General features: G+C 53.3%; 19 protein-coding genes and 1 pseudogene. 13 read left to right on the plus strand and 7 right to left on the minus strand.

Annotated elements, in window-relative coordinates; all coding sequences use genetic code 11:
* The first annotated feature begins 23 nt into the window (after nt 1–23).
* The 3 genes from waaA to coaD are packed head-to-tail and all read left to right on the plus strand — an operon-like array spanning nt 24 to nt 2,560.
* Nucleotides 24–1,298, plus strand: coding sequence for a lipid IV(A) 3-deoxy-D-manno-octulosonic acid transferase (gene waaA, locus ACXI0A_RS00935; RefSeq protein ID WP_476150684.1), 1,275 nt, complete (start codon nt 24–26; stop codon nt 1,296–1,298).
* 3 nt (nt 1,299–1,301) lie between these two features.
* Nucleotides 1,302–2,078, plus strand: a complete 777-nt coding sequence (locus tag ACXI0A_RS00940; RefSeq protein WP_476150683.1) for a glycosyltransferase — start codon at nt 1,302–1,304, stop codon at nt 2,076–2,078.
* Complete coding sequence (gene coaD / locus ACXI0A_RS00945) at nt 2,075–2,560, plus strand: pantetheine-phosphate adenylyltransferase (RefSeq protein WP_476150682.1); 486 nt, start codon at nt 2,075–2,077, stop codon at nt 2,558–2,560. Before ACXI0A_RS00940 ends, coaD begins: the two co-directional genes overlap by 4 nt.
* On the opposite strand, the gene mutM is transcribed toward coaD, so the two are convergent.
* From mutM to radC, 4 genes are all read right to left on the minus strand, one after another.
* Nucleotides 2,561–3,370, minus strand: coding sequence for a bifunctional DNA-formamidopyrimidine glycosylase/DNA-(apurinic or apyrimidinic site) lyase (gene mutM / locus ACXI0A_RS00950; RefSeq protein WP_476150681.1), 810 nt, complete (start codon nt 3,368–3,370; stop codon nt 2,561–2,563).
* A 70-nt stretch (nt 3,371–3,440) separates the two neighbouring features.
* Entirely contained in the window at nt 3,441–3,608 is a 168-nt protein-coding gene (gene rpmG, locus ACXI0A_RS00955) for a 50S ribosomal protein L33 (RefSeq protein ID WP_001051798.1), read from the minus strand.
* Between the two features lie 18 nt (nt 3,609–3,626).
* Complete coding sequence (gene rpmB, locus ACXI0A_RS00960) at nt 3,627–3,863, minus strand: 50S ribosomal protein L28 (RefSeq protein WP_007885297.1); 237 nt, start codon at nt 3,861–3,863, stop codon at nt 3,627–3,629.
* A 243-nt stretch (nt 3,864–4,106) separates the two neighbouring features.
* The gene (gene radC / locus ACXI0A_RS00965) at nt 4,107–4,763 is read right to left on the minus strand and encodes a RadC family protein (RefSeq protein WP_476150680.1); all 657 of its coding nucleotides are present in this window, start codon (nt 4,761–4,763) and stop codon (nt 4,107–4,109) included.
* A 189-nt stretch (nt 4,764–4,952) separates the two neighbouring features.
* Here radC and coaBC point away from each other — a divergent pair, with 189 nt between their 5' ends.
* The 3 genes from coaBC to slmA all read left to right on the plus strand — a co-directional run bounded on the left by coaBC (nt 4,953) and on the right by slmA (nt 7,321).
* Entirely contained in the window at nt 4,953–6,173 is a 1,221-nt protein-coding gene (gene coaBC / locus ACXI0A_RS00970; RefSeq protein ID WP_476150679.1) for a bifunctional phosphopantothenoylcysteine decarboxylase/phosphopantothenate--cysteine ligase CoaBC, read from the plus strand.
* Nucleotides 6,151–6,609, plus strand: a complete 459-nt coding sequence (gene dut, locus ACXI0A_RS00975; protein WP_162288453.1) for a dUTP diphosphatase — start codon at nt 6,151–6,153, stop codon at nt 6,607–6,609. The genes coaBC and dut overlap by 23 nt, the downstream gene beginning before the upstream one ends.
* A gap of 115 nt (nt 6,610–6,724) precedes the next feature.
* Complete coding sequence (gene slmA, locus ACXI0A_RS00980) at nt 6,725–7,321, plus strand: nucleoid occlusion factor SlmA (protein WP_476150678.1); 597 nt, start codon at nt 6,725–6,727, stop codon at nt 7,319–7,321.
* Nucleotides 7,322–7,416: 95 nt separating this feature from the next.
* Here the strand turns inward: slmA and pyrE are convergent, their stop codons facing one another.
* Both pyrE and rph read right to left on the minus strand, forming a co-directional pair.
* The gene (gene pyrE, locus ACXI0A_RS00985) at nt 7,417–8,058 is read right to left on the minus strand and encodes an orotate phosphoribosyltransferase (RefSeq protein ID WP_100702030.1); all 642 of its coding nucleotides are present in this window, start codon (nt 8,056–8,058) and stop codon (nt 7,417–7,419) included.
* 49 nt (nt 8,059–8,107) lie between these two features.
* A complete protein-coding gene (gene rph / locus ACXI0A_RS00990) occupies nt 8,108–8,824 on the minus strand; it encodes a ribonuclease PH (RefSeq protein ID WP_100702031.1) in 717 nt (238 codons plus the stop codon).
* 146 nt (nt 8,825–8,970) lie between these two features.
* Between rph and ACXI0A_RS00995 the strand changes: the two genes are divergently transcribed.
* The gene (locus tag ACXI0A_RS00995) at nt 8,971–10,155 is read left to right on the plus strand and encodes a nucleoside transporter C-terminal domain-containing protein (RefSeq protein WP_476151190.1); all 1,185 of its coding nucleotides are present in this window, start codon (nt 8,971–8,973) and stop codon (nt 10,153–10,155) included.
* A gap of 67 nt (nt 10,156–10,222) precedes the next feature.
* On the opposite strand, the gene ACXI0A_RS01000 is transcribed toward ACXI0A_RS00995, so the two are convergent.
* Nucleotides 10,223–10,666 (minus strand): DUF3574 domain-containing protein, encoded by a 444-nt coding sequence (locus tag ACXI0A_RS01000; RefSeq protein WP_224935054.1) that lies wholly within the window; start codon nt 10,664–10,666, stop codon nt 10,223–10,225.
* Nucleotides 10,667–10,840: 174 nt separating this feature from the next.
* Here ACXI0A_RS01000 and ACXI0A_RS01005 point away from each other — a divergent pair, with 174 nt between their 5' ends.
* From ACXI0A_RS01005 to ACXI0A_RS01030, 6 genes and pseudogenes are all read left to right on the plus strand, one after another.
* Nucleotides 10,841–11,704, plus strand: a complete 864-nt coding sequence (locus ACXI0A_RS01005; RefSeq protein WP_224935056.1) for a YicC/YloC family endoribonuclease — start codon at nt 10,841–10,843, stop codon at nt 11,702–11,704.
* A 422-nt stretch (nt 11,705–12,126) separates the two neighbouring features.
* On the plus strand, nt 12,127–13,050 hold the full coding sequence (gene lpxP, locus ACXI0A_RS01010; protein WP_476150677.1) for a kdo(2)-lipid IV(A) palmitoleoyltransferase: 924 nt from the start codon (nt 12,127–12,129) through the stop codon (nt 13,048–13,050).
* A gap of 138 nt (nt 13,051–13,188) precedes the next feature.
* Nucleotides 13,189–14,643, plus strand: coding sequence for an efflux transporter outer membrane subunit (locus ACXI0A_RS01015; protein ID WP_476150676.1), 1,455 nt, complete (start codon nt 13,189–13,191; stop codon nt 14,641–14,643).
* Between the two features lie 72 nt (nt 14,644–14,715).
* Nucleotides 14,716–15,858, plus strand: a pseudogene (locus ACXI0A_RS01020) (alanine racemase).
* A gap of 217 nt (nt 15,859–16,075) precedes the next feature.
* On the plus strand, nt 16,076–16,471 hold the full coding sequence (locus ACXI0A_RS01025) for a polyketide cyclase (protein ID WP_476150675.1): 396 nt from the start codon (nt 16,076–16,078) through the stop codon (nt 16,469–16,471).
* Nucleotides 16,472–16,907: 436 nt separating this feature from the next.
* Nucleotides 16,908–17,174, plus strand: a complete 267-nt coding sequence (locus tag ACXI0A_RS01030) for a hypothetical protein (RefSeq protein ID WP_224935071.1) — start codon at nt 16,908–16,910, stop codon at nt 17,172–17,174.
* The last annotated feature ends 27 nt before the right edge of the window (nt 17,175–17,201 follow it).

The following is a 17,201-nucleotide window of genomic DNA, read 5'->3' on the forward strand; positions in this document are numbered from 1 at the left end:
GCGAATCTGTCGTAACGATAACTATGACAACTCTATACACAGCCCTGCTCTATTTAATACAGCCACTGATCTGGCTGCGCCTGTGGCTGCGCGGTCGAAAAGCACCGGCCTATCGTAAACGCTGGGCAGAACGCTACGGCTACTGCGCGGGCAAAGTTGAACCGCACGGCATTGTGCTGCACTCGGTTTCGGTGGGCGAGACGCTGGCCGCCGTGCCATTAGTGCGCGCATTGCGCCATCGTTACCCGATGTTACCGATCACCGTCACGACCATGACGCCAACCGGTTCTGAACGCGCCCAGTCCGCGTTTGGCAAAGATGTGCATCATGTTTACCTGCCTTATGACTTACCCGGCTCGATTAACCGTTTCCTCGATACCGTTGATCCACGCCTGGTGATCATCATGGAAACCGAGTTATGGCCGAACATCATCCGTATTCTGCACCAGCGCCAAATCCCGCTGGTGATTGCCAATGCCCGTCTGTCAGAGCGTTCGGCCAAAGGTTATAAAAAGCTTGGTGGCTTTATGCGTGATCTACTGCAGCGCATTACGCTGATTGCGGCGCAGAACAACGAGGATGCTGAGCGTTTCCTGAGCCTCGGCCTCAAGCGTACGCATCTCGCCGTCACTGGCAGCCTGAAGTTTGATATCTCCGTGACGCCAGAGCTGGCCGCCAGAGCGGTTACTTTGCGCCGTCAGTGGGCATCGCGCCGCCAGGTGTGGATCGCCACCAGCACGCATGAAGGCGAAGAGACCATCATCCTTGATGCGCATCGTCGCCTGCTGCAACAATTCCCGGATCTGTTACTGATTTTGGTGCCACGCCATCCTGAACGTTTCAAAGATGCCTGCGACCTGACACAAAAACGAGGCTTCAGCTTTACTTTGCGCAGTAGTGGCGAGATTCCTTCCAGCGCAACACAGGTGGTGATCGGCGATACCATGGGCGAGTTGATGATGCTCTACGGCATTGCGGATATTGCTTTTGTCGGTGGCAGCCTGGTTGAACGCGGCGGTCACAACCCTCTTGAGCCTGCAGCACACGCCATTCCGGTACTGATGGGTCCACACATCTGGAACTTCAAAGATATCTGCGCCAAGTTGCAGCAGGCTGAAGGCCTGATTACCGTCACAGATGTGGTTTCACTGGAAAAAGAAGTCGCGAACTTGCTGCAAGATGATGATTACCGTCGCTATTACGGTCGCCATGCAGTTGAAGTGCTGCATCAAAATCAGGGCGCATTGCAGCGTCTGCTACAGTTACTCGAACCGCACTTACCGCCACGAGCTCATTAACGCATGCCACAACGCCAACGTCTCTCCGTGGTGATGATCGCCAAAAACGAAGCTGAACTGCTGCCGGAGGCGCTGGCCTCAGTGAGCTGGGCAGATGAGATTGTGCTGCTGGATTCCGGCAGCCAGGATAACACCGCAGAAGTGGCCCGCACGCATGGCGCGCAGGTGTATCAAACTGAAGGCTGGGCGGGCTTCGGCAAGCAGCGTCAGCGTGCTCAGGTCCATGCTAGCGGCGATATGATTTTGATGCTGGATGCCGATGAGCGGGTTACGCCCGCGTTACGCCGCGCGATTGAAAACGTGCTGGAGCAGCCGCCCTCCAACACCGTTTATAGCCTGGGACGAAGCAATTTGTTTCTTGGCCGCTTTATGCGACACAGCGGCTGGTATCCGGATCGCGTGATGCGCCTCTATCCACGCGCACTCAACTACAACGACAATCTAGTGCACGAATCTCTGGAAACTCAGGGCGCACCGGTGGTGGCGTTGCCGGGCGATCTCCAGCACCTCACCTGCCGCGATTTAATCGCATTCCAACGCAAACAGATGAATTATGCCGAAGCCTGGGCACAAGAGCGTTTTCAGCGAGGCAAGCGTTGTGGCATCTTCTCGATTTTCAGCCACACGCTGGGAGCATTCCTTAAGACGCTACTGCTGCGTGCCGGATTCCTCGACGGTAAGCAGGGCTGGATTCTGGCGGTGGTGAACGCGCAATACACTTTTAACAAATACTCAGCGCTTTGGGCGCTGCATCACACCTCAACAAAGGGTCGCGTATGAGCACCAAAGCGATTTATCCCGGCACGTTCGATCCCATCACGTTAGGCCATGTGGATATTGTGACGCGCGCGGCGCAGATGTTCGATCATATCGTGGTCGCCATTGCTGCCAGCCCCAGTAAAAAGCCGCTGTTTACCCTCGATGAGCGTGTAGATTTGGCACGACAGGCCACTCAGCACATCGCCAATGTTGAGGTGCTGGGCTTTAGCGATTTGATGGCGAATTTCGCCAAAGCGCAAAACGCCAATGTGCTGGTGCGGGGATTACGTGCGGTGTCAGATTTCGAATATGAACTGCAGCTGGCGCAGATGAATCGTCACCTGCTGCCTACGCTGGAAAGCGTGTTTCTGATGCCGTCCGAAGGGTTCTCGTTCGTGTCATCGTCGCTGGTGAAGGAAGTTGCACGTCATCACGGTGATGTGCAGGCATTTCTGCCTGCTGCGGTGCATCAGGCACTGCTGGCAAAACTGGCGCAGCCCTGATTAATGCTGACAGCGTGGGCACCAGAAGGTGCTGCGCTGGCCGTGTTTGCCGCTGACAATTAGCGTACCACAGGCACGGCAGGGTTCGCCTGTGCGGCCATACACCTGCAATTCCTGGGCAAAATAGCCGGGCTTGCCATCGGTTTGCAGGAAGTCACGCAGCGTGGTGCCGCCCTGCTCTATCGAGCGCAGCAATACGGCCTTTATTGTCGCCACCATCAACTCCGCTTCATCACGACTCAAACTCATCGCAGGTCGATCGGGTAAGATCCCGGCGGTGAACAGTGATTCGCTGGCGTAAATGTTGCCGACGCCGACCACCACTTTGTTATCCATCAGCCACTGTTTAATGACCGTGCGCTTTCCACGTGACTTCTCAAAAAGATAAGCACCATCAAATTCGCTGCTGAGCGGTTCAGGACCGAGATGTGCCAGTACGCTGCTGCCTTCAAGCTCAGAGGTCCACAGCCATGCACCAAAGCGACGTGGGTCGGTGTAACGCAGCACCTTGCCATTGCTCATCACCAAATCGACGTGGTCATGTTTAGCCGCGGGTTGCTCACCCGGTAAGATGCGTAAACTGCCAGACATGCCGAGGTGAATGATAATCCAGCCGTGTGGCAGCTCCAGCAGCAGGTATTTTGCGCGCCGTTGCACACTCAATACCGGCTGGTCACTTAGCGCATGGATTTCATGCGAGACCGGCCAGCGCAGGCGTGAATTACGCACAATCGCATGCAAAATCGTTGCGCCCACCATATGTGGCTCAATACCACGTCGGCTGGTTTCTACCTCTGGTAATTCAGGCATGTCATCTCCTCAACAAAACGCAGAAACAAAAAACCCGGCCGGAGCCGGGTTTTTAGCAAGAACACCAAAATTACTTAATTTTGGCTTCTTTGTAGATCACGTGCTGACGTACAACCGGATCGAACTTTTTCAGTTCCAGTTTCTCTGGTTTAGTACGTTTGTTCTTCGTGGTGGTATAGAAGTGACCTGTACCAGCAGAGGAAACCAGCTTGATCTTCTCACGAATACCTTTAGCCATGATTCAATTCCTTAGTACTTAGTACTTCTCACCACGGGCGCGGATTTCGGTCAGAACCGTATCAATGCCCTTTTTATCAATAACACGCATACCTTTAGCAGATACACGCAGAGTAACGAAGCGCTTTTCGCTCTCAACCCAGAAACGGTGAGAGTGCAGGTTCGGCAGGAAACGGCGTTTCGTCGCGTTCATTGCGTGGGAACGGTTGTTACCCGTTACCGGACGCTTTCCAGTTACCTGGCAGACTCGTGACATTTCTATTCTCCAAAAATCAAATCAGCTCGAGCTTTAAAAACTAGGTTTTGGCCGCCTCGTCAGGCCTTAGCCCGCCCAAGCGAGTTCAATGTGAACCCGCTAAGCTGGCCCAAACGCCAAACCCGAGATTCTCAAAGGTGGCGTAGTATACGCCGCTCAGCCCAAGTGCTCAAGTCCCGAACAAATAAAGATCCCGCCGGATCGCGCGAAAATGCATCATTCCTGCTCAATCGGGTGGTTATTTTACAGCCAACCGCGCTCAGCGAATGAGGTATACTCGCCGTGACCGATCACCAAATGGTCAAGTAAGCGAATATTCAGCAAGGCGCAAGCCTGCCCGACTTTACCCGTGATATCACGATCGGCGCGACTGGGCTCGGCTATACCGGAGGGATGATTATGCGCCAGAATCACAGCAGCGGCGTTAAGTTTTAACGCTTCGCGCACAATTTCACGTGGATGCACTTCAACACTGGCAATGCTGCCGGTAAACATCTTTTGCGCCTGCAAAACCCGATGTTGATTATCCAGAAACAGCGCCATAAAAACCTCTCGCTCCTGATGCGCCAGCACGCTTTGCAGGTAATGCCGTGTCACCTGCGGATTCTCCATCACATTTTCTCGCGCCAGCTGGCTAGCGAAAAAACGTCGTCCCAATTCAGCAATTGCATGCAGTTGGGTAATTTTGGCCATTCCTACGCCTTTAATCACGCTCAGTTCTGTTTCGTTTGCAGTCATGATGCGATACAGCGAGCCAAACTCGTTAAGCATTTGCCGCGCCAGCGCCATCACCGGAATACCGTGGCTGCCGGTGCGCAAAAAAATCGCCAGCAATTCTGCATCGCTCAATGATTCAGCGCCTGTAATCGCCAGTTTTTCCCGTGGTGCCAGTTCCGTCATCGACTTATCCTCCCTGCGAAAGGGAGATTGTGCGCGTGTGCCATCGTGCAAACCAGCCAGCCGATTACATTTTCAGAGCTGTCTCGCAAAGGGCGCAGGCGCTGAAAAGGCGGCCAATGGATTTTGTGATAAAGTTGCCTGCATCTGCCGCGTGACTGCGGCAATTCGTTTTGAGTTGAGGCAAAGAACATGACGGGATTAGCCGGAAAAAAAATTCTGCTCGGCGTCAGCGGCGGCATTGCTGCTTATAAAACACCCGAGCTGGTGCGTCGTCTGCGCGATCGCGGCGCTGACGTGCGTGTCATGATGACCGACGCAGCCAAAGCATTTATCACCCCGCTCAGCTTACAAGCCGTTTCCGGCTATCCGGTGCTGGATGATTTACTCGACCCCGCCGCCGAAGCCGCGATGGGCCACATCGAGCTGGCGAAATGGGCTGATCTGATTGTATTGGCCCCGGCAACTGCCGATTTGATTGCACGCATCACTGCTGGGATGGCTAACGATTTGGTCACCACAGCTTGTCTCGCCAGTGCAGCGCCTCTGGCCATCGTGCCGGCTATGAACCAGCAGATGTATCGCGCTTCTATCACCCAGGAAAATCTTCAGCGTCTGGATCAGCGAGGCGTTCTGATTTGGGGGCCGGATAGCGGCAGCCAGGCCTGCGGCGATATTGGTCCTGGTCGCATGCTCGATCCGCTGGCGATTGTCGCGCATGCGCTGGAGTGGGCCGCGCCCGTCAACGATCTGCAACATCTCAACATTATGATCACCGCCGGCCCCACCCGTGAGGCATTGGACCCGGTTCGTTACATCAGCAATCACAGCTCCGGTAAAATGGGCTTTGCTATTGCCGCCGCGGCGGCAAAACGTGGCGCAACGGTGACGCTGGTTGCCGGACCGGTCACGCTGCCTACGCCCGCTGGCGTGACGCGCGTTGATGTGGGGAGTGCACTGGAAATGGAAGCGGCGGTGATGGCGCAAATCAGCGAACAACATATTTTCATTGCCAGCGCTGCCGTGGCAGACTACCGGGCGGCAAACATTGCCGCAGAGAAAATCAAAAAACAGGGTGGCGATGATAACGTCACGCTGCAGTTGGTGAAGAACCCGGATATTGTCGCAGGCGTAGCGGCATTGCAGAAACATCGCCCTTATGTGGTGGGATTTGCTGCCGAAACCCAGAATGTGGAAGAATACGCGCGGCAAAAACGGGTGCGAAAAAACCTCGACCTGATTTGCGCGAACGATGTGGCGCAGGCAGGACAGGGATTCAATAGCGACACCAATGCTCTTCACCTTTTTTGGCAGGAAGGAGAGAAAGTCTTACCGCTCAGTGATAAGACGCTCCTTGGCCAACAATTAATAGACGAGATTGTCAGCCGTTATGATGAAAAAAATCGACGTTAAAATTCTTGATGCGCGTGTGGGTAACGAATTCCCACTGCCGACTTATGCAACCTCGGGTTCTGCGGGTCTTGATCTGCGCGCCTGCCTTGATGGCGCACTGGAGATTACCCCAGGCATGACCACGCTGGTGCCAACCGGTCTGGCGATTCACATTGCTGACCCTTCGCTGGCCGCCGTGATTCTGCCGCGTTCAGGTCTCGGCCATAAGCACGGTATCGTGCTGGGCAACCTGGTGGGCTTAATCGATTCCGATTATCAGGGCCAACTGATGGTTTCCGTCTGGAACCGTGGTCAGGATAGCTTCACGCTGCAGCCTGGCGACCGTTTGGCACAACTGGTCTTTGTTCCGGTGGTACAAGCCGAATTCAACCTGGTGGAAGATTTTGACACCAGCGATCGCGGCGCCGGCGGTTTCGGCCACTCTGGTCGTCAGTAATACGCGACACTTTTCGCAAGCCATCTTTTTATCTCTCGTCGCCACGGGCCAAGTCGCTTGTGGCTGACGAGGCTGTATTGCCTGTTTTTGGTGAATTTCAGGGGTCTTGAAGGTCATGGCAGAAAAAAAAGCCGCGAAACGGAATCGTCGCGAAGAGATTTTGCAGGCGCTAGCGCAAATGCTGGAGTCGGGCGATGGCAGTCAGCGTATCACCACCGCCAAGCTGGCCGCCAATGTAGGCGTTTCGGAAGCGGCACTCTATCGTCACTTCCCCAGCAAAACGCGTATGTTCGACAGCCTGATCGAGTTTATTGAAGACAGTCTGATTACCCGCATCAATCTAATCCTGAAAGACGAGAAAGAGACGCTCGCGCGACTGCGTTTAATCGTGCAGCTGATTCTGGGATTTGGTGAGCGTAATCCGGGGCTGACGCGTATTTTGACCGGCCACGCGCTGATGTTTGAACAGGATCGCCTGCAAGGGCGTATCAATCAGTTGTTCGAACGCATCGAAGTGCAGCTGCGTCAGGTGATGCGAGAGAAGAAAATGCGGGATGGCGAAGGCTTCCAGACCGACGAAACACTGCTGGCGAGCCAGTTGCTGGCGTTCTGCGAAGGGCTACTGTCTCGCTATGTGCGCTCTGAATTCCGCTATCGCCCAACCACTGATTTTGACATTCGCTGGCCACTGATTGCTGCACAGTTAGTGTAGCGATGCATCCGGTGCGCGCATTCACGGGCGCCCGATAAGACGCAGTGGCGCATTACACGGTCGTCAGCGATGGCGACCGTGTAAAAGCCGCGGTGTTAGATACCGTACTCTTTACGATATGCCCGCACTTTCGCCAGATGGTCCGCCATTTCCGGCTTCTCTTCAAGGTAATCAATCAGTTCCGCCAGCGTAATGATCGCCGTGACCTTGCACTGATAATCACGTTCCACTTCCTGAATGGCGGAGATATCACTGCGGCCGCGCTCCTGGCGATCCAGCGAAATCATTACGCCCGCCAGCGTGGCATTGTGCGCGCTGATGATGTCCATGGATTCACGAATAGCGGTACCGGCGGTGATCACATCATCCACCAGCATCACTTTGCCCTGCAGCGGGCTACCCACCAGCAAGCCGCCTTCACCGTGGTCTTTGGCTTCTTTTCGATTAAAGCAGTAAGGCACATCGCGGTCGTGATGATCGGCCAGCGCAACGGCAGTCGTGGTGGCAATCGGAATGCCTTTATAGGCCGGGCCAAACAGCAAATCGAAATCAACGCCGCCATCCACCAGCGCCTGCGCATAGAAACGTCCCAGCAGCGCTAAGTCACGTCCGGTGTTGAATAAACCAGCATTAAAGAAGTACGGGCTTTTACGACCCGATTTCAGGGTGAACTCACCAAACTTCAGCACCCCTTTGTTCAGGGCGAATTCAATAAACTGACGCTGCCAGGCTTTCATTTCTCACTCCTCAAATAAAGAAAAGGCGACTCTATGGTCGCCTGTTATATCAATTTGTTAGCGCTGCTTTTTGCGCCTGAATCAACTGCTCAATGCCGCCTCGCGCTATCGCCAGCAGTTGCAGCAATTCCTCATGGCTGAACGGTTCACCTTCAGCGGTGCCCTGCACTTCAATCATGCGGCCATCTTCGGTCATCACCACGTTCATATCAGTATCAGCAGCGGAATCTTCAACGTACTCCAGATCACACAGCGCTTCACCGCCAACGATACCGACTGAAATCGCCGCCACCATACCTTTTAATGGGCTGGCTTTTAATTTACCCGCAGCAACCAGCGCATTCAGCGCGTCGGCTAACGCGACGCAAGCACCGGTAATCGACGCGGTACGCGTGCCGCCATCGGCCTGAATCACGTCGCAGTCCAGCGTGATGGTGAACTCGCCCAGCGCGTCCAAATCCACAGCGGCACGCAGCGAGCGGGCAATCAGACGTTGAATCTCTAATGTACGTCCGCCCTGCTTGCCTTTGGCTGCTTCACGCGCCATACGGCTATGGGTGGAACGTGGCAGCATGCCGTATTCGGCGGTGATCCAGCCCTGGCCTTTACCTTTGAGGAAACGTGGCACACCTTCTTCAACGGTGGCGGTGCACAGCACTTTGGTTTCACCGAACTCAACCAGCACAGAACCTTCTGCATGTTTGGTGTAGTGACGAGTGAGGGTGACGGGACGCACTTCAGATGCGTTACGGCCTGCTGGACGCATGGTTTCTCTCCGGCTTGCTTAGGTTTGGCTGCGCATTATACGGACTTCGTGCGCGGCTGTCCTGCCTACATGCGGCACTTTTCCCGGATGAAATTTAGCCCCAGCTGTGGCTAAATGCGCCCTTTCCTCCCATAAAAAGACAAATGATGACAGCGATACTCCATTTCCTGCTGGCGCTGGTGGTGATCTTCGCCCTTGCGCTGTTGGTCAGCCATGACCGCAAACTGATTCGTCCGCGTTTTATTATTCAATTGTTGGTTGTCGAGGCTGCTCTGGGTTGGTTCTTCCTGCATTCAGCGGGCGGCCAATCAGTAGTGACCGCTGTCGGCGGCTTTTTCGAGACCTTATTGACCTTCGCTGCGCAGGGCACCGATTTTGTGTTCGGCAATATGGCGAAACAGGGACTGGCGTTTATTTTCCTCGGCGTACTCTGCCCGATTGTGTTCATTTCTGCCCTGATCGGTATCTTGCAGCACTGGCGCATTCTGCCGCTGTTGATTCGTCTGGTGGGCACCTTGCTGTCGAAGGTGAACGGGATGGGCAAACTTGAATCGTTCAATGCCGTGAGTACGCTGATTCTGGGTCAGTCGGAGAACTTCATCGCCTATAAAGGCATCCTTGGCGATATCTCCGCACCGCGCATGTACACCATGGCCGCGACCGCGATGTCGACGGTGTCACTGTCGATTGTCGGTGCCTACATGTCGATGATTGATGCGAAATATGTGGTTGCCGCGCTGCTGCTGAATATGTTCAGTACCTTCATCATCCTGTCGATCATCAATCCGACGCGCCCGGAAAATGAAGAGCACATCGCACTGGATAAGCTGCACGAAGATCAAAGCTTCTTTGAAATGCTGGGCGAGTACATCCTTGCCGGTTTTAAGGTAGCGATGATTATTCTGGCAATGCTGATTGGTTTTATCGCCCTGATTGCCGCCATTAATGCTCTGTTCGCCGCGGTGTTTGGCTATAGCTTCCAGCAACTGCTGGGCTATGTCTTCTATCCGTTTGCGTGGTTGATTGGCATCCCTTCCGCCGATGCCCTGCAGGCAGCAAGCATCATGGCGACCAAGCTGGTGGCCAATGAGTTCGTCGCCATGATTGAGCTGAAGAAAATCGCTGCCGAAATGTCACCGCGCGGTCTCGGCATCCTGTCCGTGTTCCTGGTGTCGTTTGCTAACTTTGCTTCAATTGGCATCGTGGCGGGAGCGATTAAAGGTCTGAACGAGCGCCAGGGCAATGTAGTATCGCGCTTTGGCTGGAAGCTGGTTTATGGTTCCACGCTGGTGAGCCTGCTGTCAGCGGCGTTTGCGGGATTGTTTATTTAATGACAGCCGAGCGGCCAGCAAGTCGCTCTAAACAGGGCCGCGCTCATCAAAGCGGCCCCGTTCTGATTCAGAACGCGACACACACCAGAGAATCCACGCGCATCACCGACTCCTGATCGAAGCGCTTTTTATAAATATCGCGCAGCGCATTGATGCTGTCAGAACTTGTGCGGTCCGGCTGATGAATCAGCATTAACGCTTTGCTGTTTTCTCGCGCCAGCTTTCCACCCTCTCCCAGCCACTGGCCTTTGCCGTCATACACTGAAAGCCCGTCTTTAAATCGTGGCGTGACATCATTATCAACAAATTGCTGCCATTCGCTGCTGCTGACGACGCCGCCTTTCGGCTTGTTCATCCCAAACCACAGGGTGGTTTGCATCATGATGTCTCCTGAGCCGCACACGGCAACAGGAGCGGTATTGGGTGGGATCTGTTCACGAGGTGTAGCGGGTGTCTGGCATCCGGCCAGAAAGAAGACGAGCGCCAACGGCATCGCCAATTTATTCAGCATCATAGCCTCAGACTGTTTAGGTATCACACAGGACATCATAGGGGGTGAATGGATGAAACGTCACCCTTTTCACCAAAAGTTGCGCGCTGCGTTAGCTCATTGCGCTTATGCCTATCATGGTTTGGCTGCCGTCACTATAATGCGAGGAACATTCCTGAAAATGAGTACTAGCTTATGATCCGCAGCATGACCGCTTACGCCCGCCGAGAAGCAAAAGGCCACTGGGGCAGCGCCGCCTGGGAACTTCGCTCGGTAAACCAGCGCTATCTGGAAACCTACATCCGTCTACCCGAACAATTTCGTAGCCTGGAGCCGGTGATTCGCGAGCGTATTCGTAATCGCCTGACGCGCGGTAAAATCGAGTGCAATCTGCGCTTCGATGCTGACCCAAGTGCCCAGGGTGAGCTGCAACTGAATGAAGCCTTAGCGAAACAGCTGGTGCGATCCGCCAACTGGGTGAAGATGCAGACCGATGAAGGCGCGATTAATCCGCTGGATATTCTGCGCTGGCCTGGCGTGATGTCGGCTCAGGAGCAGGATCTTGATGCGATTAATACCGAGTTGCTGGCCGCACTGGATGGTGCTTTGGATGATTTCATCGAAGCACGTGAAAGCGAAGGTACTGCGCTCAAGTCTCTGATTGAGCAGCGTTTAGAAGGCGTGTCGCTGGAAGTTAGCAAAGTCCGTGCGCAAATGCCGGAAGTGGTGAAGTGGCAGCGTGAGCGTCTGGTCAGCAAGCTGGAAGAAGCTGAAGTGCAGCTGGAAAATACGCGCCTTGAGCAAGAACTCGTTATGATGGCGCAGCGCATTGATGTGGCGGAAGAGCTGGATCGCCTGGATGCGCACGTCAAAGAGACCTATAACATCCTGAAGAAGAAAGAAGCCGTTGGCCGCCGTCTCGACTTTATGATGCAAGAGTTCAATCGTGAGTCGAACACACTGGCTTCTAAGTCGATTAATGCGGATATCACAGCATCAGCCATTGAGCTGAAGGTATTGATCGAGCAGATGCGCGAGCAGATTCAGAACATTGAGTAACACCTCATTCGGATGGTGTTAAAAAAGCCCGGTGATCCGGGCTTTTTTGCCCGCCGTCACGCCCAGCACGTTTCGCTTATTCTCTAGACCAATTTGCAGACTTTTCAATGTAAAGATTGTGAAAGCTTTGATGATTATGCATGTCAATGGCTGACCAAACATGACTGTGAATCAACCTTATGGACTATCACAGCAAGAAATTATGATGTTGTTTTTCATTAATTATTTGTTTTCATTCCATGGATATTCCGTTGAAAATACGCTTCCTCAATGAAACCTCTCAATCCTAAAGATTGCAGAGATTACGTTTCTTTGAGGGCACTATTTGCTAATCTACTGGTCGTAATTAGCACAGCCGTACCGCCAGGAATTCATGGACACCCTTCTTTGTGCGATACACCCACTCTTTCCCTGAAGGCGTTATGAAGAAAAACGGGCAGTTCAATTCCAAACTTTTGCATCCCCGCTACTGGTTTACCTGGTTTGGGCTGGGTGTGCTGTGGCTGCTGGTACAGCTTCCTTATCCTATTTTAATCCGGCTTGGCGCCTCTGCTGGCAAGCTGTCACGCCGTTTCCTTAAGCGTCGTGAGCGCATTACTCGTCGCAATATTGAACTCTGCTTCCCGCATATCAATGAGGAAGATAAAGAGGTATTGATCGCCGGTAACTTTGAATCGCTGGGCATGGCGCTGGCAGAAACTGGCATTGCCTGGTTCTGGTCTGATACACGCGTGCGCCGCTATTTCCAGGTTGAAGGCCTGCACAATCTGCAAAATGCACAAAAAAACCATCGCGGCGTGATGGCGATTGGTGTGCATTTTATGTCGCTTGAGTTGGGCGGCCGCATCACTGGCCTGTGTCAGCCCATGATGGCAATGTATCGTCCGCACAATAATCAGGCAATGGAGTGGGCGCAGACTAAAGGTCGTATGCGATCGAACAAGGCGATGATTGATCGTCGCGATCTGCGCGGTATGGTACAGGCGTTGAAACAGGGCGAAGCGGTCTGGTTCGCACCGGATCAGGATTACGGCCCGAAAGGCAGCGTGTTCGCACCGCTGTTTGCCGTGGAAAAAGCCGCCACCACCAACGGCACCTTTGTGTTATCACGTCTGGCTAAGCCAGCCATGCTGACCATTGTGCTAATCCGTAATGCCGATAAGAGCGGCTATCAGCTGATCATCCAGCCGGAGTTGCAAAACTATCCGTATGAAGATGAGGCAGCGGCTGCGGCTTATATGAACAAAGTCATTGAGAAAGAGATCCTGCGCGCGCCAGAGCAGTATCTTTGGCTACATCGCCGCTTTAAAACCCGTCCACCGGGTGAAGCCTCGCTTTACATCTAATCTGTTGATGCAGCAGGTGCTCGCCTGCTGCTCCTCTCTACCGCTCACATTTACCAACCATTCTTAACGAAAAACAGGTTTGTCAAAATTTGCACAGACTCATGTAATGGTCGGCTCTCTCCTCTTCTGACCGAAAACATGACTTTGTTATTTACCTCCAAACCACGCGCGCTGTTGGCGCTTGCCGTGGCCAGCGCATTGCTGGCCGGTTGTGCCAATCCGCACGGCTTACACCCTCATAATTCACCGCTCGATGCTAACTCTCTTCAAGCCAATAAATCGCTGAAAGGCGCGCACTTCAGCGCAGCGAACTGGCCAAAAACGGAATGGTGGCAGAGTTTTAATGATGCACAGCTGAACCGGCTGATCGCCGATGCCATGACATCCAGTCCGGATTTACAGGTAGTGAACGCGCAGGCGGACAAAGCTAACGCACAAGTCATCGCCGCCGATGCTGAACGCTATCCCGATGTGGATCTCAATGCCGGGATTACGCGTTCGCGTGTGGCAAAAGTCGACGACCCACTTCTGCAAGGTAAAACTTACAGCACGCTGCGCACGGCCAATATTGGTATGAGCTACACGTTTGACCTGTGGGGCGGCAAAAAAGATGCGGCAGAAGCTGCGCTGGGTCAGGCGCGCGCCAGTGAATTAGATCGCCAGGCCAGCCAGCTGACGCTCGCCGTCAACGTAACGCGTGCCTGGAATAACCTCAATCTGGCCTGGTCGAACGCTGAACTGGCAAAACAGAATGCCGACCGTTCCAGTGGCATCGCCAAAATTCAGCAGCAGTATGTTAGCGCCGGTTTAACGTCGGACTATCAATATAAGCAGGCGCTGTCACAGCAAAAAACCGCTGAAGCCACCCTGACCGAAGCCAAACAGAATGTCACTGATGCGGGCATTCAACTCTCCACGCTGATTGGTAAAGGGCCGGATTACTGGCACCAACTGAAACCGGCGAAAATGGATGTCCCGATTGCCGCCACGCTGCCGGGTAACATTCCGGCGGAGCTACTGGGTCGTCGTCCGGATGTGGTGGCGGCGCGCTGGCGCGTTGAAGCGGCATCAAAGCAAATTGCCGCAACGAAAACCGAGTTCTATCCCAACATCAACCTGGTGGCGGAAGCGGGTACCCGTTCACTGCTCGGCGATGCATTCTTCGGCGCACCCAGTCAGTTCTTTAATGTTGGCCCAAGTCTGTCTCTGCCAATCTTCGATGCCGGTCAACGCCGCGCCGATTTAGCAGAAAGTGACGCTAACTATGATCTGGCCGTGGCGCAGTACAACAAGCTGCTGATTGGTTCCCTGGGTAATATCAGCGATACCATCACGCAACTGCAGTCGATTCAGGATCAGCTGGCGCAGCAGCAGAGCGCCAATCAGCTGATTCACAGTGCATGGGATGATTTAAACCGTGAATACACCGCCGGATTGCGTCCGTACCTTGATGTACTGACCATTCAGAACCAACTTATCGAGTCCGATCAGAAGCTGGTGGCGTTGCAGGCACAGCAGATCAATCTGGCTGTAGTGCTGATTGAAGATCTGGGCGGCGGATTCCAGAATTCAAACGCTACGATCAAGGGATAAGCTGGCGGCTGGCATTCTCAAGCGCATTGATGAATGATAGTCCGCACCTGGAATACTCTGCGGACTATCATGATGGAACAGAATGCCAATGCTGGCTGGTTACGGCCTCTTATCGCTGACCGACTGACGCCTTATCTCGAAATTGATGCGGCGCGCCTGCACCGCAATCTGCGACATATGCAGCAAAAAGCCGATGCCGCTGGCGTCACGTTGCGCCCACATATCAAAACCCATAAAAGTGTCTGGATTGCCGAACAGCAACGCCAGTTAGGTGCGCGTGGGATTACCGTCTCAAAACCCAGTGAGGGCATTGCCTTTATCCTCGGCGGGGAGCGTGATTTGCTGCTGGCTTATCCGGTGGTTCACGCCGATACGCTGACGGAATTACTGGCCGTGGCACAGCAACATTAGGCGCGTATAACCTGTATTGTCGACTGCGATCTCGGTGTTGTGGCCATTGCTCAAGCCCATCAACTGCAGCCTGGCTGTGCATTGTCGATCGCCATTAAAGTGGATGTTGGATTGCATCGGGTGGGTATCGATCCACACAGCGATGCCGCCGTGGCATTGGCGCAGCAGATTAAAGCAGCGGGGTTACCTTTTGCCGGGCTGGTTTCGCACGCCGGCCATGCTTACGGCGCAGGTCATGCTGCGGCTATCGCTGAAGTTGCACAGCAAGAAATCATCTTGATGCGTCAGGTTCAGCAGCAATTGATCGCTGCAGGCTTTGCGCCTTGCCCCATTTCCGTTGGCTCCACGCCTACAGCACTGGCCGCGCCGGTGGCTGAAGGCAGCGACGAAATTCGTCCAGGAAACTATGCGCTGTTAGATCTCACCGCCTGGCGTCTGGGATTATGCACACCCGATGCGCTGGCGCTCAGCGTGGTAACGCGTGTAGTGGCGGTGAATCCGCATTTCGCGATTATTGATGCCGGCTCCAAGATGCTCAGCTCCGACAAAGGTCCGCACGGCACCAACGCCAGCGGTTTCGGCATTGCCGTGGATGAACAGGGTCACCAATACGAAGTCCTGAAGCTATCGGAAGAACATGGTTTTCTGCAGTACGGAGATCATGTCCCGGCGCGGGGGACTCTGCTGCGCATCTTCCCCAATCACAGCTGCGCGGTCGTGGCTCAATCCGATGGCTTTGTTTTACGTCATGAGGACGGCACCGCAGAGACAATGGATATTCAGGGACGCGGCAAGTTTATCTAAGGATGAGGTTTTCACTGGAAACCTCTTATGCAGCACACTTCCACTATCCCGCCATTTGCAGCGGAATGCCCTTCAGTTAAGGTAATCTTTGCTGTAGGCAGTCTCATGATTCTGTAGGGTACGGCCTCAAGGCCGCCAATTTATTGTGGCGGCCATCATTCATCTCCTGAAGCCAGCTCTACAGACCCCTGCCTTTCTTTCGCTCAACGGAGGTTCCATGCTGCCATCTCAGACAGTCACGCTGACCATTCCCCGCAACTGGTTAGATTTATATGAAACCATCTGGAAACCTGAATGCTTTGCCAAGTGGGCAAGTGGGCTGAGTGCCAGTACGCTCACACAAGAAGGAAACTACTGGAAAGCCAAAGGGCCTGAAGGTTCAGTGAAGATTCGCTTCACGCCGCACAACCCCTTTGGTGTCATGGATCACTGGATTGACACCGGCAGCGGAAAAGAGATTTATATGCCGATGCGCGTGATTGCTAACGAAAAGGGAGCCGAAGTGGTGATGGTGGTTTATCGCCAACCCCTTATGTCTGATGAAAAGTTTGCTCAGGATGTTGCCTGGGTGAAACGCGACCTGGATCAACTTCTCCACCTGTTAACTCATTAGAATCAATGCATTATAAAAATCGTGCTGCTTTAACTTTCGCTGGAAGCAATCAATAAAAAAGTCATCGTTTTCCACGCAATAGCGTTTAACTGTTTAACGATAATACCTGCTGCTTTTCGTGCTAATCACCAGTCTGGCTAAAGTCTTCTCACCAGGAAAATTCCTGGTGAGAGCACCGTTCGCGAATCTTAGTCCCTCTGATTTATCGGTGTTTTTTTTATCTTGTTCAACTCACTTGTTTGATCGCCTGCCAAAATGTCTGACAGGACTTATTAATCGTTAATCAATCGTCTTATCTATTCTGATGCAAAGTCTGAAACCATTTATTCCTGAAGTTCATTTATAGGAGTTTTCTTATGGTGTTAATTTAATTAAAACACGGTATAACTCATTCACACACAGCAATACCCGATAATAACAACAGCAGGGAAATAACATGGATCGCTCAACCTATCCTTTGTTGTCAGAAAAAGAATTTGTTGAGATTGCCAGTAGGATACTGGCCGGGGAATATAACAACTCAAAGGGATTTTATAATGATCTTGCGGATTTCCTCCGAGCAGGAGGAGATACCGCTGAGACAATTAAATATTTACGCGCCAGGGGCATCTCTTTAAATTCAGAGCATCATTTAATTGAATGCATCTTTACGTGGCAAACTCTGAAAGGCATTTCAGGGCTGCGTCAGGAAACGCTGCATTGATGTGATCTGTACTCTGGGCAGGCGCCC

It is taken from the genome of Pantoea sp. C1E2 (assembly GCF_056491465.1).